The sequence below is a fragment of the Streptomyces diastaticus subsp. diastaticus genome (assembly GCF_011170125.1).
GTDB lineage: Bacteria > Actinomycetota > Actinomycetes > Streptomycetales > Streptomycetaceae > Streptomyces > Streptomyces diastaticus.
In genome coordinates this window covers 703,097-728,049 of record NZ_BLLN01000005.1, presented here as the reverse complement: position 1 = coordinate 728,049, position 24,953 = coordinate 703,097, and the positions used below count along the sequence as shown (strand labels likewise).

The 24,953-nt window shown below is 74.0% G+C and carries 23 protein-coding genes; 18 read left to right on the top strand and 5 right to left on the bottom strand.

Features of this window, described 5'->3' with window-relative positions; genetic code table 11:
- Window positions 1–119: 119 nt before the first annotated feature.
- Both Sdia_RS20770 and Sdia_RS20765 read right to left on the bottom strand, forming a co-directional pair.
- A complete protein-coding gene (locus tag Sdia_RS20770) occupies window positions 120–983 on the bottom strand; it encodes an SCO6745 family protein (RefSeq protein ID WP_100453677.1) in 864 nt (287 codons plus the stop codon).
- A gap of 65 nt (window positions 984–1,048) precedes the next feature.
- Window positions 1,049–1,813 carry an enoyl-CoA hydratase/isomerase family protein gene (locus Sdia_RS20765; RefSeq protein WP_115069271.1) on the bottom strand — a complete coding sequence of 255 codons (765 nt, stop codon included), beginning with the start codon at window positions 1,811–1,813 and terminating at the stop codon, window positions 1,049–1,051.
- 891 nt (window positions 1,814–2,704) lie between these two features.
- On the opposite strand from Sdia_RS20765, the gene Sdia_RS20760 reads away from it, so the two are divergent.
- Window positions 2,705–3,247 carry an ATP-binding protein gene (locus tag Sdia_RS20760; protein ID WP_100454355.1) on the top strand — a complete coding sequence of 181 codons (543 nt, stop codon included), beginning with the start codon at window positions 2,705–2,707 and terminating at the stop codon, window positions 3,245–3,247.
- A gap of 20 nt (window positions 3,248–3,267) precedes the next feature.
- Here Sdia_RS20760 and idi read toward each other — a convergent pair whose 3' ends face one another.
- Window positions 3,268–3,864: an isopentenyl-diphosphate Delta-isomerase gene (gene idi / locus Sdia_RS20755; protein WP_100453680.1), complete on the bottom strand. Its 597-nt coding sequence runs from the start codon at window positions 3,862–3,864 to the stop codon at window positions 3,268–3,270.
- A gap of 385 nt (window positions 3,865–4,249) precedes the next feature.
- Entirely contained in the window at window positions 4,250–5,188 is a 939-nt protein-coding gene (locus tag Sdia_RS20750; RefSeq protein WP_100453681.1) for a cation diffusion facilitator family transporter, read from the bottom strand.
- A gap of 549 nt (window positions 5,189–5,737) precedes the next feature.
- Here Sdia_RS20750 and Sdia_RS20745 point away from each other — a divergent pair.
- From Sdia_RS20745 to Sdia_RS30635, 17 genes are all read left to right on the top strand, one after another.
- Window positions 5,738–7,543, top strand: a complete 1,806-nt coding sequence (locus Sdia_RS20745; protein WP_189499931.1) for a DUF5941 domain-containing protein — start codon at window positions 5,738–5,740, stop codon at window positions 7,541–7,543.
- The gene (locus Sdia_RS20740) at window positions 7,540–8,292 is read left to right on the top strand and encodes a phosphocholine cytidylyltransferase family protein (RefSeq protein WP_100453683.1); all 753 of its coding nucleotides are present in this window, start codon (window positions 7,540–7,542) and stop codon (window positions 8,290–8,292) included. Before Sdia_RS20745 ends, Sdia_RS20740 begins: the two co-directional genes overlap by 4 nt.
- On the top strand, window positions 8,280–9,341 hold the full coding sequence (locus Sdia_RS20735; RefSeq protein ID WP_100453684.1) for an iron-containing alcohol dehydrogenase family protein: 1,062 nt from the start codon (window positions 8,280–8,282) through the stop codon (window positions 9,339–9,341). Before Sdia_RS20740 ends, Sdia_RS20735 begins: the two co-directional genes overlap by 13 nt.
- A complete protein-coding gene (locus Sdia_RS20730; RefSeq protein WP_181844084.1) occupies window positions 9,319–10,098 on the top strand; it encodes a CDP-alcohol phosphatidyltransferase family protein in 780 nt (259 codons plus the stop codon). Before Sdia_RS20735 ends, Sdia_RS20730 begins: the two co-directional genes overlap by 23 nt.
- A 47-nt stretch (window positions 10,099–10,145) precedes the next feature.
- On the top strand, window positions 10,146–10,991 hold the full coding sequence (locus Sdia_RS20725) for a glycosyltransferase family 2 protein (RefSeq protein WP_100454356.1): 846 nt from the start codon (window positions 10,146–10,148) through the stop codon (window positions 10,989–10,991).
- Between the two features lie 116 nt (window positions 10,992–11,107).
- Window positions 11,108–12,049: an ABC transporter permease gene (locus Sdia_RS20720; protein ID WP_189499880.1), complete on the top strand. Its 942-nt coding sequence runs from the start codon at window positions 11,108–11,110 to the stop codon at window positions 12,047–12,049.
- Window positions 12,036–12,833: an ABC transporter ATP-binding protein gene (locus Sdia_RS20715; RefSeq protein ID WP_100453687.1), complete on the top strand. Its 798-nt coding sequence runs from the start codon at window positions 12,036–12,038 to the stop codon at window positions 12,831–12,833. Before Sdia_RS20720 ends, Sdia_RS20715 begins: the two co-directional genes overlap by 14 nt.
- Before the next feature lie 385 nt (window positions 12,834–13,218).
- On the top strand, window positions 13,219–14,130 hold the full coding sequence (gene hpnC, locus Sdia_RS20710; protein ID WP_100453688.1) for a squalene synthase HpnC: 912 nt from the start codon (window positions 13,219–13,221) through the stop codon (window positions 14,128–14,130).
- On the top strand, window positions 14,127–15,074 hold the full coding sequence (gene hpnD / locus Sdia_RS20705) for a presqualene diphosphate synthase HpnD (protein WP_164380349.1): 948 nt from the start codon (window positions 14,127–14,129) through the stop codon (window positions 15,072–15,074). The genes hpnC and hpnD overlap by 4 nt, the downstream gene beginning before the upstream one ends.
- A gap of 97 nt (window positions 15,075–15,171) precedes the next feature.
- Entirely contained in the window at window positions 15,172–16,563 is a 1,392-nt protein-coding gene (gene hpnE, locus Sdia_RS20700) for a hydroxysqualene dehydroxylase HpnE (protein ID WP_189499881.1), read from the top strand.
- 81 nt (window positions 16,564–16,644) lie between these two features.
- Window positions 16,645–17,703 carry a polyprenyl synthetase family protein gene (locus tag Sdia_RS20695; protein ID WP_100453690.1) on the top strand — a complete coding sequence of 353 codons (1,059 nt, stop codon included), beginning with the start codon at window positions 16,645–16,647 and terminating at the stop codon, window positions 17,701–17,703.
- A 194-nt stretch (window positions 17,704–17,897) separates the two neighbouring features.
- Window positions 17,898–19,883, top strand: coding sequence for a squalene--hopene cyclase (gene shc / locus Sdia_RS20690; RefSeq protein WP_100453691.1), 1,986 nt, complete (start codon window positions 17,898–17,900; stop codon window positions 19,881–19,883).
- Window positions 19,883–20,551: a phosphorylase family protein gene (locus Sdia_RS20685; RefSeq protein WP_185393583.1), complete on the top strand. Its 669-nt coding sequence runs from the start codon at window positions 19,883–19,885 to the stop codon at window positions 20,549–20,551. The genes shc and Sdia_RS20685 overlap by 1 nt, the downstream gene beginning before the upstream one ends.
- A 5-nt stretch (window positions 20,552–20,556) precedes the next feature.
- Entirely contained in the window at window positions 20,557–21,579 is a 1,023-nt protein-coding gene (gene hpnH / locus Sdia_RS20680) for an adenosyl-hopene transferase HpnH (RefSeq protein WP_087772197.1), read from the top strand.
- Window positions 21,580–21,647: 68 nt separating this feature from the next.
- Window positions 21,648–23,069: an aspartate aminotransferase family protein gene (locus Sdia_RS20675; protein ID WP_100453693.1), complete on the top strand. Its 1,422-nt coding sequence runs from the start codon at window positions 21,648–21,650 to the stop codon at window positions 23,067–23,069.
- Window positions 23,070–23,165: 96 nt separating this feature from the next.
- Window positions 23,166–23,783, top strand: coding sequence for a helix-turn-helix domain-containing protein (locus tag Sdia_RS20670; RefSeq protein WP_115069272.1), 618 nt, complete (start codon window positions 23,166–23,168; stop codon window positions 23,781–23,783).
- A complete protein-coding gene (locus Sdia_RS30635; RefSeq protein ID WP_115069273.1) occupies window positions 23,780–23,965 on the top strand; it encodes a DUF6126 family protein in 186 nt (61 codons plus the stop codon). Before Sdia_RS20670 ends, Sdia_RS30635 begins: the two co-directional genes overlap by 4 nt.
- A 9-nt stretch (window positions 23,966–23,974) precedes the next feature.
- On the opposite strand, the gene Sdia_RS20660 is transcribed toward Sdia_RS30635, so the two are convergent.
- Window positions 23,975–24,790 carry a tyrosine-protein phosphatase gene (locus Sdia_RS20660; RefSeq protein WP_371874283.1) on the bottom strand — a complete coding sequence of 272 codons (816 nt, stop codon included), beginning with the start codon at window positions 24,788–24,790 and terminating at the stop codon, window positions 23,975–23,977.
- Between the last annotated feature and the right edge of the window lie 163 nt (window positions 24,791–24,953).

Below are 24,953 nucleotides of genomic sequence, written 5' to 3'. Positions count from 1 at the left end.
TTCTCACTGAGGGTGCGCCGCAATTGTGGCAGCCTCGCCCGCCGGTCCCGCACACCCGTCCACCCGGCCGTGTCACCCCCACGGCCGGTTCCGTGGGGGTGACACGGTGCGCGAGGCGCTCAGCCGCGTCCGAGCATGCCCTCCGGGAAGGCCCCGGCCGCGAAGAGCCGTCCGAGCAGGTCCTTGGCCAGCTCGGTCAGCCGCAGGGTCCCCTCGGCGCCGAGGTGTTCGTACGGCCCGGCGTCCAACCGGTCGGTCCGCTCCTCCAGTTCGGCCCGCAGCGCGGAACCCTGCTCGGTGAGCGCGCCCTCCTGGTCGAGGACGCCGCGCGCGACCAGCCGGGTGCTCGCCGCGTCCCACTCCTCCTGCGTCCAGCCGCGCGTCGCCAGCACCCACTTGGGCGCCATCCCGAATCCGGTCGCGGTGTGGCTGATCAGGGCCTCCAGCGGGTCGAGTTCCGCGTCCAGCAGTGCGGCCAGGTGTCCGTCGCCCCGGTGCTCACGCAGCAGGGTCGCGGCGTGCCAGTACGCGAGGTGCGGCTCGGCGGGGACCGCCAGGTCGGCGTGGGCCGCGTAGAGCGGGCGGCCGGGGCGGCCGCACCCCTCGGTGGCGCGCAGGGCCAGCTCGGCGGCCTCGGCCATCTCCGGGGCGGCCAGGGCCTCCTCGCCGAGCAGCCGCCTGAGGGTGCGGTCGGCGGCGCGCAGCCGGGCGTCCAGGACCTGCGCGGGGGTGACCGTCTCCCACACGGCGGGCAGGTGGCGGGCGATCAGGTCGTGGCGGAAGTTGTAGAAGGTCGCGGTCACCGCGCCGGGGCCGACGGCGCCCAGCGCGGCCGACCGGGAGGCGAAGTAGGCGGCGTCGGCGTCGGTGACGCCGATCGCGGCCAGCTCCTCCCGCAGGTCGGAGGAGAAGTAGACGGCGGAGTGGAACGGGTTGACGGCGTGGTGGCAGCGGCGTCCGGCGCGTGCGGGAAGGGTGCTCATGACCCAGACGTTACCGACCGGTCGGTTTGCGAGGGAAGGGGGCGGCGGCCCCTGCCGGCCCCCGGTCACTCCCGCGCCGCTGGCACCCAGGTGAAGCGGGGCGTACGGCGTTCCAGGAAGGCCGCCACCCCCTCGGCCGCCTCCGTGCTGCGTCGGGCCTCGTCCTCCCAGTGGGCGATCCGGTCGGTACGGCCCGCCGTGAACTCCTTGGCCGCCGCCTGGGTCAGCGGGGAACGGGAGGCCAGCGTCCGGGTGAAGCCTGCCACCCGCGCCTCCAGCTCGCCGGCCGGCAGCACCTCGTCCACCAGGCCGCAGCGCAGCGCCCGCCCGGCGTCGATCAGCTCGCCCGAGAAGAGCAGGTACTTCGCCGTCGCGGGCCCGGTCAGGGCGGCCAGCCGGGCCGTGGAGGAGGCCGGGTAGACGATGCCCAGCTTGGCCGGGGTGACCCCGAACCGGCTGCCCTCCTCGGCGAACCGCAGGTCGCAGGCGGCCGCCAGTTGCGCGCCGCCGCCCACGCAGTACCCGCGTACCACCGCCAGCGTCGGCCGGGGGAACGCCGCCAGCGCCTCCTCCGCCAGGACCGCGAGCCGCTGCGGCGCGTCGCCGCCCTCCGCGGAGGCGCCCAGCGAGGAGATGTCCGCCCCCGCGCAGAAGGTCGCCCCCGCCCCGGTCAGCACCAGGGCCCGCACCGAGGGGTCCGCCGCCAGCTCCGCGAGCAGCGGCGGCAGCGCGCGCCACATCGCGGCGGTCATGGCGTTGCGCTTGGCCGGGTGGTCGATGACGACCGTGGCGACGCCCTCGGCGACGGTGTGGGTCAGCTGCGGCTCCATGGCGCGGATGGTATCCGCGCCGGGCGCGACCCCCGCCTCCGGCCCGCGCTCGACAGGCGGGGGCGCCCGGAGGCGAGGAGGCACCCGCGTCCCCCGGCCCACGCAGTACGGCCCCGGGACGGGCGGGGTCGCGAGCGCCGCCGGCTCAGCAGGGACTTCGGCCCGCCCGCCTTCCGCGGTGTGGTGCTGGTGGCCGCCGGAGCCGTCGGCCCGGCGCACGTCGGCGTCGCGCCCGCACCTCGGTGCCGCTCTTCGGCCGGCCGTCGCTGACCGGCGGTGTGGCCGGGTCGTCCGAGGCCGTCCGGGCGCGCGGCTCGGACCGCGTCCGGCTCGCCGTGGGGCGCCGCCGTCAGTGTCGCGGCCGGCGTGGTCGCCTGCGCCCCTCCCATGCCGTGGGCGAGGCGCTCCCCGTGCGCGCCGTGCTCCTCTTGCTCACCGGCGGCCTCTTCCGCCTGGGCGGCGGCCTGTGGGTACGCGGCCCGTAGCCGGGCCGGACTCTGCGACGGGGCGCTCCGGGGTCTCTTCGCGCTCGCCCCGGGAGCCCTGGCGCTCGCCGGCCGGCCCGGCGGCAGCCAGGACGTGGTCGGTGCTTCTCCTCGCTGTCCCGGCTCCGCGGCGGCCTGCCGCCCATCTCCACCGGGCGGGCGGGAGCGGCGTGGTCCCCGGTCCGGCGGAGCGGGGCGGAACGCGGCCGGAGGGAAGGCTGCCAAGGGCCGCCCCCCGGAGTGCCGGTCGAATCAGGGCGCTTCCCGTCCCGGCGCGGTCGCATCCGCTCGATACGCGGCTTTTTGTGGTCAGGTACCGGCCTCAGGGCCGGCGCTTCCCAACACTCGGACTGTGGAAGCCACCGAGGCCCAGGACGCCGGGCAGACCGAGGACGGGAACCGGAACATGGATGACGGCGCACGTGGCGGCCCGGCGGGGCCGCCTCCGCAGGCCCTCGCCCCGCCCGCGCCCCCGGCCCCGCCGCCGTACGAGGGTGTCTGGCGCTTCACCGCCGCCGCCGAGGACGCCGCGGTCCCGCACGCCCGGCACGCCGTGCGGGACCTGCTGCGCCGCCAAAACGTTCCGGCGCCGCCCGATCTGGTGCACGGGCTGCTGCTCATCGTCTCCGAGCTGGTCACCAACGCCGTGCGGCACGCGGCCCTGCTGTCGCCCACCGTCGGTGTCGAGGTGGCCGTCGGCGCCGCCTGGGTACGGGTGGCGGTCGAGGACAGCCACCCCTACCGCCCGGCCGCGCTCGTCGCCGACCACGGGCGGACCGGTGGCCGGGGGCTGCTGCTGGTCCGCGAGATCACCGCCGAGGCGGGCGGTGTCTGCGACGTCGAGCACACCGCCACCGGCGGGAAGATCATCTGGGCCGCGCTGCCGCTGGCCCCGGGGGCGGGCGGCTCTCCGGTGCTCCCGGCCCCCGGGGCCCAGGGGTGTCCGTGAGGCCCGGACACCCGTGACCCTCACCAGCCCGCGGAGTCCCCGGTCAGCTCGCGGATCGCCGGACGGGCCGCGTCCAGGACCGTCATGAACCAGGCCGAGAACGGCCCGGCCTCGTGCCGCTCGGCCAACTCGGCCGGGGTGACGAAGGCGGTGTCACCGACCTCTTCCGGGTCGGGGCGCAGCGGCCCGCGGACCAGCCCGACGAAGAGGTGGTTGTACTCCTGCTCCACCAGCCCCGAGGCGGGGTCCGGGTGGTTGTAGCGGACCGTGCCGGCCTCGCCCATCAGCACGGGGGAGACCCCCAGCTCCTCGAAGGTGCGCCGGGCGGCGGCGGCGAACGGTGCCTCGCCCGGGTAGGGGTGGCCGCAGCAGGTGTTGGACCAGACGCCGGGGGAGTGGTACTTGCCCAGTGCGCGCTGCTGGAGCAACAGGCGGCCGCGCTCGTCGAAGAGGAAGACGGAGAAGGCCCGGTGCAGGCGGCCGGGCGCCTGGTGGGCGGAGAGCTTCTCCGCCGTGCCGATGGTGTTGCCGTCCTCGTCGACCAGTTCGAGCAGAATGACGGCCTCCGGGGAGTCGTCCGACGAGCGGCTCACCGCGGTGGCAGGTGTGATCGGCATACCCATCCTTCGCTTCGGTCCTGAGCGACCAAGTCTGCCGCACAAATCCGGCGCTCTGGGCACCTGCCGTGCCCGGTGTGCCCGGAACGGACGCTACCCGTCCGTTCTCCGGCGGCGGCGGGCGGTGCCGTACTCGCCGGTCAGGAGCGCTCGGGCCCGCGCGGGGCCGAGGGGGCGACCGCGCGCGGGCCGCCGCGGACCGGCGCGGACGGCGCCGGTCGGCCGCAGAGAGCCGGCCCGGGGGCGTACCGCCCGACGGGCCGGCTCTCGCGGGTGGCCCGGGGCCGGGGACGGCCCCCGGCGCGCCCGGGAGCCGCTGCCGGCGCCCCGCCGCCCCCCGGTGGCCTGTGACGAGCCTGTGACATCCCCGGCCGCCCGCACCGGGTCAGTGGCAGAGCCCCGCCTCGTGCGGCGCGTGGCCCGAGGGCTCCAGCTGGAAGGTGCAGTGCTCCACGTCGAAGTGACCGCCCAGGCACTCCTGGAGTTCGTGCAGCAGCTTCTCGTGGGCGGCGGCGTCCAGGTGGTCGGCCTCGACCACCACGTGCGCGGAGAGGACCGGCATGCCCGAGGTGATCGTCCAGGCGTGCAGGTCGTGCACGCCCACCACGCCGGGCAGCTCCTCCATGTGCCGCCGCACCTCCGCCATGTCGACGTCCTTGGGCGCGGCCTCCAGCAGGATGTCGAGCGTCTCCCGCAGCAGCCGCAGGGTGCGCGGCACGATCATGGCGCCGATCAGCAGCGAGGCGATCGGGTCGGCCGCGTGCCATCCGGTGGCCATGATGACGAGCGCCGAGAGGATGACGGCCACCGAGCCCAGCGCGTCGGCGGCCACCTCCAGGAAGGCCCCGCGCACGTTGAGGCTCTCCCGCTGGCCGCGCATCAGCAGGGAGAGCGAGATCAGGTTGGCGAGCAGGCCCACCGCGCCGAAGGCCAGTGCCAGCGGTCCCGAGGTCTCGGCGGGGGCGAAGAAGAACCGCTCCACCGCCTCGTAGACCACGTAGCCGCCTACGCCGAGCAGCAGCAGACAGTTGGCGAGGGCGGCCAGTATCTCCGCGCGGGCGAAGCCGAAGGTGCGCCTCTCGCTCGCCGGGCGGTTCGCGAAGTGGATCGCGAGCAGCGCCATGCCGAGCCCCAGGGCGTCGGTCGCCATGTGGGCGGCGTCGGCGATCAGCGCCAGCGAGTCGGCCAGCAGACCGCCGGCGATCTCCGCCACCATCACGAAGAGCGTGATGCCGAGCGCGATCCGCAGCCGCCCCCGGTGCGCCGCGGCGGCCGTGCCGGTGGTCGGTCCGTGTGTGTGCCCGTGGTCGTGCCCAGCCCCCATGGGAGGTGTCCTCCGCCTCGTCGGTCTGCACGGCGATGCCGTCGGCCGACCACAGTGAACTACGGGTGGGGGGTATCCGGCAACACGGCGCTGAATACCGTTGTCATTCCCCCTGACCTGCGAAAACTCCTGGCAGGTCAGCGCGCCGGACGCCCTTCGAAGGGCCCGTCCGACCCGTTCGTGGCACCCCTGCCGCCGCCTGGCGGAATCGTGCCTTCCGGCCGGTGTGCGGAGAGAACGGGCGAACGCCACCGAAGCGGGGCCATGCGCCGCGACCAGCGACGGAGGGCGGGACGCGGTTTGTCGGCCGGGCCGTTGATCGACCATGATGGCGGCGGCCCCGCGCCGCGCCCCCCTCCAGGGAAGCCGCGCGCACCAGGCCGCGCCCGCCCTGCGTGCCCCCGCACGGGATGCGAACAGGTACCGAACGGGCGGTGAACGCGGGCTCCCCACCGTCCGATAGCCTCAGCCGACGTGCCGCCAGGCCGTTGTCACCGGCACCCGAGCTGTCCGGCGCGGACCGCACCGGCACCCAAGGAGTGAGTTCGTCTGTCGACCGCCATCGTCACCGGTCAGCCGGTCCCCGGGTCGCCGATCGAGGGCGAACTGCGGACGCTGGGCTTCGACGTGCGGACCGCCTCCGACGCCGCCGAGGCAGTCGCCCTGCTCCGTGACGCGCCGCCCGCCGGCCGCGTCGCCCTGGTCGACGCGAGCTTCGTCGGCCACCCGCACGCTCTGCGCCTGGGTCTGACCGACCCCCGCTTCCCGGCCGGCGCCGTGCCCGGCGCCGTCACCGTGCAGGACCCCTCCCGCGCCGCACTCGTCCGGGCCCTGGAGTCCGAGGCCGCGGCGCCCGCTCCAGGCGGCGACACCGCACTGCGCACCGGCACCGGCCTGCCCGACCGCCTGGCCGGCGCCCTGGAGGCGGAGGGGGTCGCCGTGCACCGGCCCGAGCTCGGCGACCTCGTCGCCCGCGTCCCGCGTGCACCGCAGGAGCGCAGCGAGGCCCGGCAGGCCGTCGCCGCCGTCGACGACGAGGCGATCCGGCTGCGGACCGCCGTGAAGTCCCGCGACGGGTTCTTCACCACCCACTGCGTCAGCCCGTACTCGCGGTACCTGGCCCGCTGGTGCGCCCGGCGCGGTCTCACTCCGAACCAGGTGACCACCGCCTCGCTGCTCACCGCGCTGATCGCGGCGGGCTGCGCGGCCACCGGCACCCGGGGCGGCTTCGTCGCCGCCGGTCTGCTCCTCCTCTTCTCCTTCGTGCTGGACTGCACCGACGGCCAGCTCGCCCGCTACTCGCTCCAGTACTCCACCCTCGGTGCGTGGCTCGACGCCACCTTCGACCGGGCCAAGGAGTACGCGTACTACGCGGGGCTCGCCCTCGGCGCGGCGCGCGGCGGGGACGACGTGTGGGCGCTGGCGCTCGGCGCGATGGTCCTCCAGACCTGCCGCCACGTCGTGGACTTCTCCTTCAACGAGGCGAACCACGACGCCGAGGCCAACACCAGCCCCACCGCCTCCCTCTCCGGCCGCCTCGACAGCGTCGGCTGGACGGTGTGGCTGCGCCGCATGGTCGTGCTGCCCATCGGCGAGCGCTGGGCGCTGATCGCCGTCCTCACGGCCGTCACCACGCCCCGGATCACCTTCGTCGTCCTGCTGGCCGGCTGCGTGCTGGCCGCCTGCTACACCACCGCCGGCCGCCTGCTGCGGTCGCTGGCCCGCAAGGCCCGGCGCACCGACCGAGCCGCCCGGGCCCTCGCCGACCTCGCCGACAGCGGCCCGCTCACCGAGGCCCTCGTCCCGCGCCTGCGCTCCCTCGCCAGGTTCCCGGCCCCGGCCGTGGCGGCGCTCGGCGGCGCGGTCCTCATCGCGGTGACCGCCCTCACCCCGTCCGGTTCGGCCGGCCCGCTGCTCGGCGCCGTGGGCTACGTCCTGTGCTCCGCGCTCGCCGTCTCCCGGCCGCTCACCGGCGCGCTGGACTGGCTGGTGCCGCCCTTCTTCCGGGCCGCCGAGTACGGCGTGATCCTGCTGCTCGCGTCCCGCACGGCCGACTCCGGGGCTCTTCCGGCGGCCTTCGGGCTGGTCGCGGCGGTCGCCTACCATCACTACGACACGGTCTACCGCATCCGCGGCGGCAGCGGCGCGCCGCCCCGGGCGCTGGTCCGCGCAACCGGCGGGCACGAGGGCCGCGTCCTCCTCGTGACGGCCGCCTCGCTGCTGGCCCCCTCAGGTTTCACCGTCGCGCTCACGGTCCTCGCCGTGGTCGTGGCCCTCGTGGTGCTCGTCGAGAGCATCCGTTTCTGGGTCTCCGCAGGAGCACCCGCCGTACACGATGAAGGAGAACCCGCATGATCGGCCTCGTGCTGGCGGCCGGCGCCGGACGGCGTCTGCGTCCCTACACCGACACCCTGCCCAAGGCCCTGGTGCCGGTGGGTCCCGAGGGTGACGAGGAGAGCCTGACCGTCCTCGACCTCACCCTCGGCAACTTCGCCGAGATCGGCCTGGAGGAGGTCGGCGTCATCGTCGGCTACCGCAAGGAGGCCGTCTACGAGCGCCAGGCCGAGCTGGAGGCCAAGTACGGCCTGAAGATCACGCTGATCGACAACGACAAGGCCGAGGAGTGGAACAACGCCTACTCCCTGTGGTGCGGCCGTGAGGCCCTCAAGGGCGGCGTGATCCTCGCCAACGGCGACACCGTCCACCCCGTCTCCGTCGAGAAGACGCTGCTCGCCGCGCGCGGCGAGGGCCGGAAGATCATCCTCGCCCTCGACACGGTGAAGAACCTCGCCGACGAGGAGATGAAGGTCGTCGTCGACGCGGACAAGGGCGTCCAGCGCATCACCAAGCTGATGGACCCGTCCGAGGCCACCGGCGAGTACATCGGTGTCACCCTCATCGAGGGCGAGGCGGCCGAGGAGCTGGCCGACGCGCTGCGCACCACCTTCGAGCGCGACCCGCAGCTGTACTACGAGGACGGCTACCAGGAGCTCGTCAACCGCGGTTTCAAGATCGACGTGGCCCCCATCGGTGAGGTCAGCTGGGTCGAGATCGACAACCACGACGACCTCGCCAAGGGCAGGGAGATCGCGTGCCGGTACTGACGCGCCTGATCCCCTCGCCCCTCGTCGTCGACATCCGGCGCGGCGCTCTCAACGACCTCGCCGCGGTCCTCGCCGACCAGCGGATCTCCTCCTCCGGCAAACTCGCGATAGCGATCAGCGGAGGCTCGGGCGCCCGCCTGCGCGAGCGGCTCTCCCCGGCGCTGCCCGGGGCGAGCTGGTACGAGGTGGGCGGCGGCACCCTGGACGACGCGGTCAAGCTGGCCGACGCCATGAAGTCGGGCCGCTACGACGCGGTCGTCGGCCTCGGCGGCGGCAAGATCATCGACTGCGCCAAGTTCGCCGCGGCCCGCATCGGCCTGCCGCTGGTCGCCGTCGCGACCAACCTGTCGCACGACGGCCTCTGCTCGCCGGTCGCCACCCTGGACAACGACGCGGGCCGCGGGTCGTACGGGGTGCCCAACCCCATCGGGGTCGTCATCGACCTGGACATCATCCGCGAGGCCCCGGCGCGGTTCGTGCGCTCGGGCATCGGGGACGCCCTGTCGAACATCTCCGCCGTCGCGGACTGGGAGCTCTCGGCCCGGGTCCGCGGCGAGGACATCGACGGCCTGGCGGCCGCCATGGCCCGCCAGGCCGGCGAGGCGGTGCTCCGCCACCCGGGGGACGTCGGCGACGACTCCTTCCTCCAGGTCCTGGCCGAGGGACTGGTGCTCACCGGCATCTCCATGTCGGTGGCGGGCGACAGCCGCCCCGCCTCCGGCGCGTGCCACGAGATCAACCACGCCTTCGACCTGCTCTTCCCCAAGCGCGCCGCCAGCCACGGCGAGCAGTGCGGGATGGGGGCGGCGTTCGCGATGCACCTGCGCGGGGCGCCCGCCCAGTCGGCGCAGATGGCCGAGGTCCTGCGGCGGCACGGGCTGCCCGTGGTGCCGGCGGACATCGGTTTCACCGTGGACGAGTTCGTCCAGGCCGTGGAGTTCGCTCCGCAGACTCGGCCGGGCCGGTACACGATCCTGGAGCACCTCAACCTCTCCACCGACCAGATCAAGGACGCTTACGCCGACTATGCCAAGGCCATCGGTAGCTGAACTCCGCCCGGTCGTGCACCCCGCCGGGGTGAAGGACCGGCGCAGCGGTGAGCACTGGGCGGGACGCCTGTACATGCGGGAGATCTCGCTGCGGGTCGACCGGTACGTGGTGCCCACCCGCATCACGCCCAACCAGCTGACCTACCTGATGACGGTCTTCGGCGTGCTGGCCTGCCCGGCGCTGCTGGTGCCGGGCATCTGGGGCGCCGTGCTCGGTGCCCTGATGGTCCAGCTGTACCTGCTGCTGGACTGCGTGGACGGCGAGGTCGCCCGCTGGAAGAAGCAGTTCTCCCTCGGCGGTGTCTACCTGGACCGCGTCGGCGCCTACCTGTGCGACGCCGCGGTCCTGGTCGGCCTCGGCCTGCGCGGCGCCGACCTGTGGGGGAGCGGGCGGATCGACTGGCTCTGGGCGTTCCTCGGCACCCTGGCGGCGCTCGGCGCGATCCTGATCAAGGCCGAGACCGACCTGGTCGGCGTCGCCCGGCACCAGGGCGGGCTGCCGCCGGTCAAGGAGGCGGCCGCCGAGCCGCGCTCCGCCAAGGTGGCCCTCGCCCGCAAGGCCGCCGCGGCACTCAAGTTCCACCGCCTGGTCCTCGGCATCGAGGCGTCGCTGCTGATCATCGTGCTGGCGGTGGCCGACCAGATCCGCGGCGACCTGTTCTTCACCCGCCTGGGCATCGCCGTCCTGGCCGGCATCGCCCTGTTGCAGACCCTGCTGCACCTGGTGTCCATCCTCGTGTCGAGCAGGCTGAGGTGACCGGCGTGAACAGCACCTCCCCGACGGTCGGCGCCGTCATCATCACCATGGGCAACCGGCCCGAGGAGCTGCGCGCGCTCATCGACTCGGTCGTCAAGCAGGACGGCGACCCGGTCCGGATCGCCGTGGTCGGCAACGGCGCCCCGGTGCCCGAGGTCCCCGAGGGCGTGCGCACCACCGAGCTGCCCGAGAACCTCGGCATCCCCGGCGGGCGGAACGTCGGCATCGAGATGTTCGGCCCCGCCGGACGCGACGTCGACATCCTGCTCTTCCTCGACGACGACGGCCTCCTCGCCCGCACCGACACCGCCGAGCTGTGCCGCCAGGCGTTCTCGGCCGACCCCCGGCTGGGCATCGTCTCCTTCCGCATCGCCGACCCCGACACGGGGGAGACCCAGCGGCGGCACGTCCCGAGGCTGCGGGCCTCGGACCCGATGCGCTCCTCGCGGGTGACGACCTTCCTCGGCGGCGCCAACGCGGTGCGCACCCGCGTCTTCGCCGACGCGGGCCTGCTGCCCGCCGACTTCTTCTACGCCCACGAGGAGACCGACCTGGCCTGGCGGGCGCTGAACGCCGGATGGCAGATCGACTACCGCTCCGACATGGTGCTGTACCACCCGACGACGGCCCCCTCCCGGCACGCGGTCTACCACCGCATGGTGGCCCGCAATCGGGTCTGGCTGGCCCGCCGCAACCTGCCTCTGCCGCTCATCCCGGTCTACCTCGGCAGCTGGCTGCTGCTGACCCTGCTGCGGCGGCCCTCGGGGCCCGCCCTGAAGGCGTGGTTCGGTGGCTTCAAGGAGGGCTGGACCTCCTCCGCGGGGCCCCGGCGGCCCATGAGGTGGCGCACCGTGTGGCGGCTCACCCGGCTGGGCCGACCTCCCGTCATCTGACAAGCTCGGGTCTGAGAGCATTCGGCCCGTACCGGTCCCCGACCGCGGACCTCCCCGTGCCGCCCGGTGCTGCCAGGGGGTCCGCCGGTGTATCCCGAAGACGAAAGTTTCCCCTTGTGAGTGAGACAACGCAGGACGGTGGTGTCGCGGTGAGTGCTGCTCCGCCCTCCCCCGACGACGGGCTCTCCCCGGCCCAGCTCGCGGAGAAGTACGGTCTGTCGGTCAGCGGGGCACGCCCCGGCCTGCTCACCTACGTCAAGCAGCTCTGGGGCCGCCGCCACTTCATCCTGGCCTTCTCGCAGGCCAAGCTCACCGCCCAGTACAGCCAGGCGAAGCTCGGCCAGCTGTGGCAGGTGGTGACGCCGCTGCTCAACGCGGCGGTCTACTTCTTCATCTTCGGCATGCTGCTGAACGCCAAGCGGGGCATCCCGGAGCACGTCTACGTGCCGTTCCTGGTCACCGGTGTCTTCGTCTTCACCTTCACCCAGAGCTCGGTGATGTCCGGCGTCCGCTCCATCTCGGGCAACCTCGGTCTGGTGCGGGCGCTGCACTTCCCCCGGGCCTCGCTGCCGATCTCCTTCTCGCTCCAGCAGCTCCAGCAACTGCTCTTCTCGATGATCGTGCTGTTCGCGATCGTCATGGCCTTCGGTTCGTACCCGACCTGGTCGTGGCTGCTGATCGTCCCGGCGCTGACGCTCCAGTTCGTCTTCAACACCGGGCTCGCGCTGATCTTCGCCCGGCTCGGCAGCAGGACCCCGGACCTCGCCCAGCTCATGCCGTTCATCCTGCGCACCTGGATGTACGCCTCCGGCGTCATGTTCTCCATCCCGGCGATGCTCGCCCGCAACGACCAGCTGCCACACTGGCTGGCCGACGTCCTCCAGTGGAACCCGGCCGCCGTCTACATGGACCTGGTCCGGTTCGCCCTGATCGACGACTACACCGCCGGCTACCTGCCCTCGCACGTGTGGGCCCTCGCCCTCGGCTGGGCGCTCCTCGCGGGCGCCGCCGGATTCGTCTACTTCTGGAAGTCGGAGGAGCGCTATGGCCGAGGCTGACGTGGACCAGGGAGCCCGGAGCGGTGCCCGCACCCCCACGGTGATCGCGGACGACCTTCACATCGTCTACCGGGTCAACGGCACCAAGGGCGGCAAGGGCAGCGCCACCGCCGCGCTCAGCCGCATCCTGAAGCGCGGTGAGGAGCGCGGGGTGCGCAAGGTGCACGCCGTCAAGGGCGTGAGCTTCACCGCGTACCGGGGCGAGGCGATCGGGCTGATCGGCTCCAACGGCTCGGGCAAGTCGACCCTGCTCAAGGCGGTCGCCGGCCTGCTGCCCGCGGAGAGCGGCAAGGTCTACACCGACGGCCAGCCCTCGCTGCTCGGCGTCAACGCGGCGCTGATGAACGACCTGACCGGCGAGCGGAACGTGATGCTCGGCGGCCTTGCCATGGGCATGACCCGTGAGCAGATCAGGGAGCGCTACCAGGGCATCGTCGACTTCTCCGGGATCAACGAGAAGGGCGACTTCATCACCCTGCCGATGCGCACCTACTCCTCGGGCATGGCGGCCCGGCTGCGGTTCTCCATCGCCGCCGCCAAGGACCACGACGTCCTCATGATCGACGAGGCGCTGGCCACCGGCGACAAGAAGTTCCAGAAGCGCTCCGAGGCGCGCATCCGCGAGCTGCGCAAGGAGGCCGGCACGGTCTTCCTGGTCAGCCACAACAACAAGTCCATCCGGGACACCTGCGACCGGGTGATCTGGCTGGAACACGGGGAGCTGCGGATGGACGGCCCGACGGGGGACGTCCTCAAGGAGTACGACAAGTTCACCGGCAAGTAGCGGCGCGCCCGTCCGGCGCACGGCGTCCACCGGGGCCCCGGCCACGCCTCCCGCACCGGGGCGGGCCGGGGCCCCGGCGCGCGGGAACTCGGCGGGCGGGCCGGGAGTTGCCCAGGTCGGGGGGCGCGCTGTGACTTGCCGAACACCCCGGCGCACCACGGGCGCGCGTGCCGCGTAAGCTGTACCGGTGCTGATTCGCGGTGGTTGCGGCGATATGGCACAGGTGTCCCGAGTCGAACAGGTGGCGATCACCGCCATGACGGGCGGCGTGTCCGAAAAGGGATGTTTTGGGTCGGCAGTGTAGAACGGGAGATGTGACGGCAATGGCTACGGGTGATCTCCGGTTCCGCGAGGCTGGTGCCGCTCCGGCACGGGGCAGCCGGCCATGACCGCACTGGACAGGACGCGGCACGGCGCCCCGGCACGCGCCACCCTCGACAAGGCCGCCGCGGAGAACTTCCCCGTGGCCCCCTTCTTCGTCCCCCGCGCCTGGCGCCGGGGCCTGATGGCCGTCTACGGCTACGCCCGTCTCGTCGACGACATCGGTGACGGCGACCTCGCCCCCGGCGGCGCCGACGCCCGCCTGCTCGGCGTCGAGGGGAGCGCCGCCGACGACCGGCTCACCCTGCTGGACGCCCTGGAGGCCGACCTCGCCCGGGTCTTCGCCACCACCGGTCCCGGCCCCGCCCACCCGCTGGTCGCCGCCCTGCGCCCGGTGGTCCGCGAGCACGGCCTCACCCCCGGCCCGTTCCACGCCCTGATCCAGGCCAACCGCCAGGACCAGCTGGTCACGCGGTACGAGACCTGGGACGACCTGGCCGCCTACTGCGAACTCTCCGCCAACCCGGTCGGCCACCTCGTCCTCGGCCTCACCGGCACCACCAGCCCAGAGCGTCTGCGCCACTCCGACGCCGTCTGCACCGGCCTGCAGATCGTCGAGCACCTCCAGGACGTCGCCGAGGACCTCGGCCGCGACCGGATCTACCTGCCCGCCGAGGACCTGAAGCGCTTCCGCGTCCAGGAGGCCGACCTCGCCGCCCCCACCGCCTCCGCCTCCGTCCGCGCCCTGATCGCCTACGAGGCGTCGCGCGCCGGGGAGCTGCTGGCCGAGGGCGGCCCGCTGGTCGCGAGCGTGCACGGCCGGCTGCGGCTGCTGCTCGCCGGGTTCGTCGGCGGCGGCCGGGCCGCGCTGGCCGCCGTCACCGACGCCGGGTACGACGTTCTGCCCGGCCCGCCGCGGCCGGCCAAGCCCAGGCTCCTGCGCGAGGTGGGAGCGGCCCTGCGAGGAGAGAGGTGAGCCCGACCGTGGAGGACAGCATCTCCCTGCCCGCACCGGTCCTCGCCGCGTACAGCTACTGCGAGACCGTCACCGGGTCCGAGGCCCGTAACTTCGCCTACGGCATCCGGCTGCTGCCGGTCGCCGAGCGCCGCGCGATGTCCGCGCTCTACGCGTTCTCGCGGCGGGTGGACGACATCGGCGACGGCACCCTGGCGCCCGGGGTGAAGGCCGACCGGCTCGGCGCCACCCGCGACATCCTCGACCGGATCCGCGACGGCAAGGTCGACGAGGACGACACCGACCCGGTCGCGGTCGCCCTCGCCGACGCCGCCCGCCGCTTCCCGATCCCGCTCGGCGGCCTGGACGAGCTGATCGACGGCGTCCTCATGGACGTCAAGGGCGTCACCTACGAGAGCTGGGACGACCTCAAGCTGTACTGCCGCTGCGTCGCCGGGGCCATCGGCCGGCTCTCGCTCGGCATCTTCGGCACCACCCCCGGTGCCCCGCAGGCCGAGCGGGCCCCCGAGTACGCCGACACCCTCGGCCTGGCCCTCCAGCTCACCAACATCCTCCGCGACGTGCGCGAGGACGCCGGCAACGGCCGCACCTACCTGCCCGCCGACGACCTCGCCAAGTTCGGCTGCTCCGACGGCTTCGAGGGGCCCAACCCGCCCGCCGGGTCGGACTTCGCCGGACTGGTCCACTTCGAGGTCCGCCGCGCCCGCGCCCTGTTCGCCGAGGGGTACCGGCTGCTGCCGATGCTCGACCGCCGCAGCGGCGCCTGTGTCGCCGCCATGGCCGGGATCTACCGCCGCCTGCTCGACCGCATCGAGCGCGACCCGCTGGCCGTCCTACGCGGCCGCGTCTCGCTCCCCGGCCACGAGAAGGCGTACGTGGCGGTGCGCGGTCTCTCCGGCTTCGACGCCCGGCAGATCGGCCGTCAGGCAGGGCGGAGACGCTGATGCCGCCCACCGTCACCAGCACCGCGGCCGCGCCCGGGGCGACCGGCACCCGCACCGGACCGGACGCACCCCGGGACCGCGCCCGAGCGGAGGACCGATGAACACCGAGCACGAGCGGGCCGCCGCCCGGGAGGCCGTCGTCGTCGGCGGCGGCCTCGCCGGCACCGCGGCCGCCCTCGCCCTCGCCGACGCGGGACTGCGCGTCACCCTCCTCGAAGGCCGCCCCCGCCTCGGCGGCCTGGCCTTCTCCTTCCAGCGCGGCGACCTCACCGTCGACAACGGCCAGCACGTCCACCTGCGCTGCTGCACCGCCTACCGCTGGCTCCTGGACCGGGTCGACTGCGCCGCCCTCGCCCCTGTCCAGGACCGCCTCGACGTCCCCGTCATCGACGCCGGCCGGGGCCGCCTCGGACGGCTGCGGCGCAACGCCCTGCCCGTCCCCTTCCACCTCGGCCCGAGCCTCGCCCGCTACCCGCACCTGAGCCTCGCCGAGAAGGCCGCCGTCGGCCGCGCCGCGCTCGCCCTCGGCCGCCTGGACCCGGCCGACCCCGCCCTCGACCGGCAGGACTTCGGCGGCTGGCTGCGGCGCCACGGGCAGAGCCCCCGCGCCGTCGCCGCCCTCTGGGACCTCGTCGGCGTCGCCACGCTCAACGCCGTCGCCGACGACGCCTCGCTGGCCCTGGCCGCCAAGGTCTTCCGCACGGGCCTGCTCTCCGCCCCCGGCGCAGCCGACATCGGCTGGGCCCGTGTCCCCCTCGGCGAGCTGCACCACACCCGGACGCTGACCTCCCTCGACAAGGCGGGCGTACGCACCGTGCTGCGCGCCCGGGTGCGCGGCGTCACCCAGGACCACGGCGGGGGCGCCCGCTGGCGCGTGGAGACCGGCGGCGAGACGCTCACCGCCGACACCGTCGTCCTCGCCGTCCCCCCGGCCGAGACGCACGGCCTCCTGCCCGAGGGAGCCCTCGACGAGCCGGAGAAGCTCACCCGGATCGGCACCGCCCCCATCATCAACATCCACGTCCTCTACGACCGCAAGGTCGTCCGGCGCCCCTTCTTCACCGCGCTCGACGGCCCCGTGCAGTGGGTCTTCGACCGCACCGAGGCCTCCGGGCTGGGCCGCGGCCAGTACCTCGCGCTCTCCCAGTCGACCGCGCAGGCCGAGATCGACACCCCCGTCGCCGACCTGCGCGCCCGCTACCTGCCGGAGCTGGAGCGGCTGCTGCCCGCCGCCCGCACCGCCCGTGTCGAGGACTTCTTCGTCACCCGTGAGCGCACCGCCACCTTCGCGCCCAGCCCCGGCGTCGGATCCCTGCGCCCCGGTCCCGCCACCCGCCTGCCCGGCCTGCATCTGGCCGGGGCGTGGACGGCCACCGGCTGGCCCGCCACGATGGAAGGTGCCGTGCGCAGCGGACTGACCGCGGCCTCGGACGCCCTCGGCGCGCTCGGCAGGCCCCGGCCCGCCCCCGTCTTCGAGGAGGCCGCGTGAGCCGCCCGCCCAGGGCCGCCCCGGCGCGCCCCTGACACCCCAGCCCTCCGTCCCGGAAACAAAGGAGCAACTGTGCCGACTGTGCCCACGGCCGACGCGGACCGTGACACCACGGACGTGGCCGCCCTGCTGGAGCGTGGCCGTACCCTCGCCACGCCCGTGCTCAAGGCCGCCATCGAGCGTCTCGCCCCGCCCATGGACACCGTCGCCGCCTACCACTTCGGCTGGATCGACGCCGCGGGCCACCCCGCCGAGGGCGACGGCGGCAAGGCCGTCCGGCCCGCCCTCGCCCTGCTCTCCGCCGAGGCGGCCGGCGCGGCGCCCGAGGCCGGTGTCCCCGGCGCGGTCGCCGTGGAGCTGGTCCACAACTTCTCGCTCCTCCACGACGACCTCATGGACGGCGACGAGCAGCGCCGCCACCGCGACACCGTCTGGAAGGTGCACGGCCCCGCCCAGGCCATCCTCGTCGGCGACGCCCTCTTCGCGCTCGCCAACGAGGTCCTGCTGGAGCTCGGCACCCTGGAGGCCGGGCGCGCCGCCCGCCGCCTGACCACCGCCAGCCGCGCCCTCATCGACGGCCAGGCCCAGGACATCGCCTACGAGCACCGCGAGCGCGTCAGCGTCGAGGAGTGCCTGGAGATGGAGGGCAACAAGACCGGCGCCCTGCTCGCCTGCGCCGTCTCCATCGGCGCCGTTCTCGGCGGTGCCGACGACCGCACCGCCGACGCCCTGGAGCGGTACGGCTACCACCTCGGCCTCGCCTTCCAGGCCGTCGACGACCTCCTCGGCATCTGGGGCGACCCGGAGGCCACCGGCAAGCAGACCTGGAGCGACCTGAGGCAGCGCAAGAAGTCGCTGCCGGTCGTCGCCGCCCTCGCCGCCGACGGCCCCGCCGCCGAGCGGCTCGGCTCCCTGCTCGCCGCCGACGCCAAGGCCAACGACTTCGAGAACTTCTCGGAGGACGAGTTCGCCGCCCGCGCGGCTCTCATCGAGGAGGCCGGCGGCCGCGCCTGGACCGAGGCGGAGGCCCGCCGCCAGCACACCGTCGCCATCGAGGCCCTCGCCGGCGTCAGCATGCCCGACCACGTACGCGAGCAGCTCACCGCCCTCGCCGACTTCGTCGTCGTACGGAAGAGATGATCACCATCGCCACCGCACCCGCGACGCGCGCCGCCCGCCCGGCCTCGCGCCCGCTCCCTCCGTCCCCGGTCACCGGCAGCACCCGCACCCTCCGCCACATATGACGCGCTGTCGGCGGTCCGCGTCCTGAGACGACGCGGACCGACGGCACACCCCCGAGCACAGCAGACCGACCACTGCACCAAGGGGACGCCATGACAGCGACGACCAACGGACCGGCCGGGGCCGCGCCCTCCCGCCCCGCCCCGGCCCGGCCCACCACCGACACCACCACCGCCCCCGACAGCGCCACCGTCGAGGCCGCCGCGGAACGGGCCCGGGCCCGGGCCGCCGACCACCTGCTCGGCCTCCAGAGCCCCGAGGGCTGGTGGAAGGGCGACCTCGACACCAACGTCACGATGGACGCCGAGGACCTGCTGCTCCGCCAGTTCCTCGGCATCCGCGACGAGGCCACCACCCGCGCCGCCGCCCTCTTCATCCGCGGTGAACAGCGCGAGGACGGCACCTGGGCCACCTTCCACGGCGGCCCCCCCGACCTCTCCACCACCGTGGAGGCGTACGTCGCGCTGCGGCTCGCCGGTGACAGCCCCGACGCGCCGCACATGACCCGTGCCGCCCACTTCGTCCGGGCCCGGGGCGGTATCGCCGAGGCCCGGGTCTTCACCCGGATCTGGCTCGCCCTCTTCGGCTGGTGGCCCTGGGACCGGCTGCCGGAACTCCCGCCCGAGCTGATCTTCCTGCCGCCGTGGGTGCCGCTGAACATCTACGACTTCGGCTGCTGGGCCCGGCAGACCATCGTGCCGCTCACCGTCGTCTCCGCCAAGCGCCCGGTGCGCCCCGCCCCGTTCCCCCTGGACGAGTTGCACACCGACCCGGCGAACCCGGCGCCCCGCACCCGTCTCGCCCCTCTGGCCAGCTGGAACGGCGCCTTCCAGCGGCTGGACCGGGCCCTGCACACATACCGCAAGGTCGCCCCCCGCGCCCTGCGCAGGGCCGCCATGGCCGCGGCCGGGCGGTGGATCATCGAGCGCCAGGAGAACGACGGCTGCTGGGGCGGCATCCAGCCGCCGGCCGTCTACTCGATGATCGCCCTGCACCTGCTCGGCTACGACCTCGGCCACCCGGTGATGCGGGCCGGCCTCGAATCGCTCGACCGCTTCACGCTGACCCGCGAGGACGGCTCCCGGATGGTCGAGGCGTGCCAGTCACCCGTCTGGGACACCTGCCTCGCCACCATCGCCCTCGCCGACGCGGGCGTCCCCGCCGACCACCCGCAGCTCGTCCGCGCCGCCGACTGGATGCTGGACGAGCAGATCGAGCGGCCCGGCGACTGGTCGGTGCGCCGCCCGCACCTGGCACCCGGTGGCTGGGCCTTCGAGTTCCACAACGACAACTACCCGGACATCGACGACACCGCCGAGGTGGTGCTCGCCCTGCGCCGGGTCCGCCACCCCGACACCGCGCGGCTGGAGCGCGCCATCTCGCTGGGGGTGCGCTGGAACCTCGGTATGCAGTCGAAGAACGGCGCCTGGGGCGCGTTCGACGTCGACAACACCAGCTCGCTGCCCAACCGGCTGCCCTTCTGCGACTTCGGCGAGGTCGTCGACCCGCCCTCGGCCGACGTCACCGCGCACGTCGTGGAGATGCTCGCCGCCGAAGGGCTCGGCGCCGACCCCCGGACCCGCCGCGCCGTCGACTGGCTCCTCGCCGAGCAGGAACCGAGCGGCGCCTGGTTCGGCCGCTGGGGGGTCAACTACCTCTACGGCACCGGTTCGGCCGTCCCCGCCCTGATCGACGCCGGGCTGCCCGCCACCCACCCGGCGATCCGCCGTGCCGTGGCCTGGCTGGAGTCCGTGCAGAACGACGACGGCGGCTGGGGCGAGGACCTGCGCTCCTACCGCGACCAGGGCCGGATGGCCCGCGGCGCCTCCACCGCCTCCCAGACCGGCTGGGCCCTGATGGCCCTCCTCGCCGCCGGGGAACGCGAGAGCGCCGCCGCCCGGCGCGGCGTCGCCTTCCTCGCCGACACCCAGCACGAGGACGGAAGCTGGGACGAGCCCTACTACACCGGCACCGGCTTCCCCTGGGACTTCTCCATCAACTACCACCTGTACCGGCAGGTCTTCCCGCTGACGGCGCTGGGCCGGTACACCCGCGGAGCAGCACCCGAGGCCGCCTGATGACGCGCCCCACGACCGCCGGGCCCCTGCCGGATCCGGCGGCCGGCCCGGCGCCCCTGGTCATCGCCTGCGCCCTCACCATCGAGCGGCTGGCCCTGCGCACCGGTACCCGTGTCCGGGCCGCGCCGGCCCGGGTGCTCCGGACCGGGATGGGGCCCGAGGCCGCCGACCGGGCCGTCGCCGAGGCGCTGCGCGACCCGGCGCTGGCCGGGGCCGCGGTGGTCGCCACCGGGTTCTGCGCGGGCCTCGGCTCCGGCATGCGCCCCGGCGACCTGGTCGTCGCCGACGAGGTCCGCGATCCGCGCGGCGTCACCCGTTGCGCCGAGGCCGACGTACTGGCCGCAGCCGTGGCCCGCGCGGTGCCGGGCCGCACCGTGCACACCGGCCCGCTCACCGGCTGCGACCACGTGGTGCGCGGCCCGGAGCGGGCCCGGCTGCGGTCCCAGGGGGCCGTCGCCGTCGACATGGAGTCGGCCGCGACGCTGTACACGGCCCGCCGCACCGGACCGCGCCGGGTTGCGGCCGTCCGGGTGGTCGTGGACGCTCCAGAGCATGAGCTGGTCCGGATCGGAACGGTACGCGGTGGAATATCGGCTTTCCGTGTACTTCGTGCCGTGATCCCCGCTTTCCATGAATGGCACCGTTCCTCGCTGCTCCCCCGGAGGTGAGCCAGATGGCCATGCCGCTCCGCCAGACCATCAAGGTGGCGACGTATCTCGCCGAACAGAAGCTGCGCAGGCGGGAGAAGTTCCCGCTGATCGTCGAATTGGAGCCCCTGTTCGCCTGCAACCTCGCCTGCGAGGGGTGCGGAAAGATCCAGCACCCCGCCGGAGTCCTCAAGCAGCGCATGCCGGTGGCCCAGGCCGTCGGCGCGGTTCTGGAGTCGGGCGCGCCGATGGTGTCCATCGCGGGCGGTGAGCCCTTGATGCACCCGCAGATCGACGAGATCGTGAACCAGCTCGTCGCCAAACGCAAGTACGTCTTCCTCTGCACCAACGCCATGCTGATGCGTAAGAAGATGGACAAGTTCACCCCCTCCCCGTACTTCGCGTTCGCCGTGCACATCGACGGGCTGCGGGAGCGGCACGACGAGTCCGTGGCGAAGGAGGGCGTCTTCGACGAGGCCGTCGCGGCGATCAAGGAGGCCAAGCGCCGCGGTTTCCGCGTCACCACCAACTCGACCTTCTTCAACACCGACACCCCGCAGACCATCATCGAGGTGCTCAACTACCTCAACGACGACCTCAAGGTCGACGAGATGATGATCTCGCCGGCCTACGCCTACGAGAAGGCGCCCGACCAGGAGCACTTCCTCGGCGTCGAGCAGACCCGCGAGCTGTTCCGGAAGACCTTCGCGGACGGCAACCGCCGCCGCTGGCGCCTCAACCACTCGCCGCTCTTCCTCGACTTCCTGGAGGGCAAGGCGGACTTCGCCTGCACCGCCTGGGCCATCCCCAACTACTCCCTCTTCGGCTGGCAGCGCCCCTGCTACCTGATGAGCGACGGCTACGTCCCCACGTACCGCCAGCTCATCGAGGAGACCGACTGGGACAAGTACGGCCGGGGCAAGGACCCCCGCTGCGCCAACTGCATGGCGCACTGCGGCTACGAACCGACGGCGGTCCTCGCGACCATGGGCTCCCTCAAGGAGTCGCTGCGCGCCGCCCGCGAGACCGTCACCAGCAACCGCGCCTGACGCCCGCCGGGGCCGTGCGGCACCCGCCGCCCGGCCCCGGCGCGCGCCACCGAGAGGGGGACCCACCCATGACCACCGTCGACGGCGGCACACCGGCGACCGGCGCCGGGCCCGCCCCCGCCTTCGACCTGCGGCGGCTCCTCACCGAGCGCGGTGGTGAGCGGTACGCGCTGCACGCCCGCCACCTCAACCCGCAGCTGCCCCGCATGTTGCGCACCCTGGGCTTCGACAAGGTCTACGAGCGCGCCGAGGGCGCCCACTTCTGGGACGCCGAGGGCAACGACCACCTCGACATGCTCGCCGGGTTCGGCGTGATGGGCCTCGGGCGCCATCACCCGGTGATCCGCCAGGCCCTGCACGACGTCCTCGACCTCTCCCTCGCCGACCTCACCCGCTTCGACTGCCCGCCACTGCCGGGCCTGCTCGCCGAGCGGCTCCTCGCCCACACCCCGCACCTGCACCGCGCCTTCTTCTCCAGCAGCGGCACCGAGGCCGTCGAGACCGCGCTGAAGTTCGCCCGCCGCGCCACCGGCCGGCCGCGCGTCCTGCACTGCGCCCACTCCTTCCACGGCCTGACCACCGGATCCCTCTCCGTCAACGGCGAACGCTCGTTCCGCGACGGCTTCGGGCCGCTGCTCCCCGACACGGCCGTGCCCCTCGGCGACCTCGACGCGCTCCGCCGCGAACTGCGGGCCGGGGACGTGGCCGCTCTCATCGTCGAGCCGATCCAGGGCAAGGGCGTGCACGCCGCCCCGCCCGGTTACCTGCGTGCCGCCCAGGAACTCCTCCACCGCCACAAGGCGCTGCTCATCGCCGACGAGGTGCAGACCGGGCTCGGCCGCACCGGCGACTTCCACGCCCACCAGCACGAAGCCGGTGTGGAACCCGACCTGGTCTGCCTGGCGAAGGCGCTCTCCGGCGGGTACGTCCCGGTCGGCGCCACGCTCGGCACCGACGAGGTCTTCACCAAGGTGTACTCCTCGATGGACCGGGTCCTCGTCCACTCGGCGAGCTTCGGCGCCAACGCCCAGGCGATGGCCGCCGGGCTCGCCGTCCTCGCCGTCATGGAGAGCGAGGACACCGTGGCGCACGTCCGCCGGGTGGGGGAGCGGCTGCGCTCCCGCCTCGCCGCCCTCGTCCCGCGCTACGAACTGCTGCACGAGGTACGCGGGCGCGGGCTGATGATCGGCATCGAGTTCGGCCGGCCCCGGTCACTGCGGCTGCGCAGCAGGTGGGCGATGCTCCAGGCGGCCCGCAAGGGGCTCTTCGCGCAGATGGTGGTGGCCCCCCTGCTGCACCGCCACCGCATCCTCACCCAGGTCTCCGGCGACCACCTGGAAGTGATCAAGCTGATCCCGCCGCTGGTGGTGGACGAGGCGGACGTGGACCGCTTCGTGGACGCGTTCACCCAGGTCATGGACGAGGCGCACGAGGGCGGGCTGCTGTGGGAGTTCGGGCGGACCCTGGTCAGGCAGGCGGTGACCCGCTGACCTGCGGGCGCCGACCCGGCCGCCGCATGACGGCGGGCGGTTTGCCTCTCAGGTAAGAAACTTGCCCCGGAGGCATGAATCTGGCTCAATGACGGTATGAGCAGCGACCGTCCGGACGTCCCGGGCGACCTCCCCGCCGTCGCACCCCACCTGCGTGAGCTGCGGCGCCGCGCCGGCCACACCCTGGAGACGGCGGCCCGCGGTGCCGGACTCTCGGCCGCCCACCTCTCCCGGCTGGAGACCGGGCAGCGCCAGCCCTCCCTGCCGATGCTGCTCGCACTGGCCCGTGTCTACGGTACGACCGTCTCCGCACTGCTCGGCGAGACGGGGGGCGACCGGCACGCCGTGATCCGGGGCGCCGAGGCCGAGCCGGCCCCCGCCGGGGGCTGGACCTACTGGCCGGCCGGCGGCTCCGGCCGCGCCATGCAGGCGCTGCGGGTGCGGGTGCCCTACGGCGCGCAGGGCGACATGGTGCGGGTCCACCCGGGCGAGGAGTGGCTGCACGTCCTGCGGGGGCGGCTGCGGCTGCGGCTGGGCGACAGCGACCACCTGCTGCACCCCGGTGACGGGGCCCACTTCGACTCGCTGACCCCGCACCGGATCGGCGCCGCCGACGACGACGGCGCCGAACTCCTCTTCGTCCACACCCTGCTCCAGAGCCCGGGCGCCCCGTGCCTCGGCCCGGGACACCCGAACCCGAAAGGCCCCGCATGAGCGAGCGACCCGAACCCGAGACCGCCGTGACCACCGAGGGGGAGCGGGCCCGCCCTCGCCGCGACATGGAGGAGCGCCTGCCGCCGAGCCTGTGGATCAGGCTCCTGGTCTACGTGGTGGTCGGCCACCTCCTGGGCGGCTTCCTCTACCTGCTCTTCGAGGTGGGCAGCAGGGCCCAGTGAGCCCCCGGCTCACTCCAGCAGGCGGCCGTGCAGCTGCTCCCGCAGTCCGGGAGTGAGCCGCAGCCCCTCGGTCAGGTACCGCTCGGTGCCGCCCCAGGTGGCGTCGATCGTCTCGAAGGCCGCCGCGAGGTAGGTGGTGCGGGCCTCGAAGAGCGGGCTGAGCAGCTCCATCACCTCCGGCGACAGCGCGTCGGGGGAGTCGGAGGCGCGGCGTATCCGGTAGCGGCGGTGCAGTGCGTTGGACTCCAGGTAGTCCGCCTCGATCGCCTCGCGGCCGACGCCGAGCGCCAGCAGGGTGACCGCGACGGAGAGCCCCGCGCGGTCCTTGCCCGCCGCACAGTGCATCAGTGCCGGGACACTCTCCTCGGCGAGCGCGCGCAGGACCCGGCTGTGCTCGGCGGTGCGCCCGGTGACCATCTCGCGGTACGAGGTGGTCATCCGCAGCTCGGCCTTGCCGTCGCCCAGCAGCGAGCGGAGCTGCGGCAGGTCGCCCTCGCGGACCATCTTCCAGAAGCCCGCGCCGTCCGCCGGGTCGCTCAGCGGGATGTTCACGTTGCGTACCCCGGGCAGCTCGACGTCGAGGCCGTCCAGCGCCCGGTCCGCGCTGTTGCGGAAGTCGAAGACGGTGTGCAGGCCGAGCCCGCTGAGGAAGCCCGAGTCCGCCTCGGTCGCGTGGGCCAGGTGGCCGCTGCGGAAGAGCTGCCCGGCGCGCACCCGGCGCCCGTCGGCCGTCGGCAGGCCACCGACGTCACGGAAGTTCCGCACCCCGGTCAGCTCCGGCTCCGGCATCGACTCCGACCTCGTCGACGGGGACTGCTGCGTCACGTGGGCTCCTCCCGGTCGGCCGCCGCTCGGGTGCGGGCGGGCGCGCCTCGACGATACGACAGGTGTTCGCACCCGTGGCCGGCGCGGACGTGCCCCGGTCCGCCCCGACCCGGGCACAGGGGGCGCGGCGGCGGCACGGGCGGGGCGCACGCCGGGCCGAGCG

Coding starts and splice junctions, on each gene's coding strand:
- Sdia_RS20770 (WP_100453677.1), bottom strand. CDS start 983: ATGAGCACCCTTCCCGCACGCGCCGGACGCCGCTGCCACCACGCCGTC.
- Sdia_RS20765 (WP_115069271.1), bottom strand. CDS start 1,813: ATGGAGCCGCAGCTGACCCACACCGTCGCCGAGGGCGTCGCCACGGTC.
- Sdia_RS20760 (WP_100454355.1), top strand. CDS start 2,705: ATGGATGACGGCGCACGTGGCGGCCCGGCGGGGCCGCCTCCGCAGGCC.
- idi (WP_100453680.1), bottom strand. CDS start 3,864: ATGCCGATCACACCTGCCACCGCGGTGAGCCGCTCGTCGGACGACTCC.
- Sdia_RS20750 (WP_100453681.1), bottom strand. CDS start 5,188: ATGGGGGCTGGGCACGACCACGGGCACACACACGGACCGACCACCGGC.
- Sdia_RS20740 (WP_100453683.1), top strand. CDS start 7,540: ATGATCGGCCTCGTGCTGGCGGCCGGCGCCGGACGGCGTCTGCGTCCC.
- Sdia_RS20730 (WP_181844084.1), top strand. CDS start 9,319: ATGCCAAGGCCATCGGTAGCTGAACTCCGCCCGGTCGTGCACCCCGCC.
- Sdia_RS20725 (WP_100454356.1), top strand. CDS start 10,146: ATGGGCAACCGGCCCGAGGAGCTGCGCGCGCTCATCGACTCGGTCGTC.
- Sdia_RS20715 (WP_100453687.1), top strand. CDS start 12,036: ATGGCCGAGGCTGACGTGGACCAGGGAGCCCGGAGCGGTGCCCGCACC.
- hpnC (WP_100453688.1), top strand. CDS start 13,219: ATGACCGCACTGGACAGGACGCGGCACGGCGCCCCGGCACGCGCCACC.
- hpnE (WP_189499881.1), top strand. CDS start 15,172: ATGAACACCGAGCACGAGCGGGCCGCCGCCCGGGAGGCCGTCGTCGTC.
- shc (WP_100453691.1), top strand. CDS start 17,898: ATGACAGCGACGACCAACGGACCGGCCGGGGCCGCGCCCTCCCGCCCC.
- Sdia_RS20685 (WP_185393583.1), top strand. CDS start 19,883: ATGACGCGCCCCACGACCGCCGGGCCCCTGCCGGATCCGGCGGCCGGC.
- hpnH (WP_087772197.1), top strand. CDS start 20,557: ATGGCCATGCCGCTCCGCCAGACCATCAAGGTGGCGACGTATCTCGCC.
- Sdia_RS20675 (WP_100453693.1), top strand. CDS start 21,648: ATGACCACCGTCGACGGCGGCACACCGGCGACCGGCGCCGGGCCCGCC.
- Sdia_RS20670 (WP_115069272.1), top strand. CDS start 23,166: ATGAGCAGCGACCGTCCGGACGTCCCGGGCGACCTCCCCGCCGTCGCA.
- Sdia_RS30635 (WP_115069273.1), top strand. CDS start 23,780: ATGAGCGAGCGACCCGAACCCGAGACCGCCGTGACCACCGAGGGGGAG.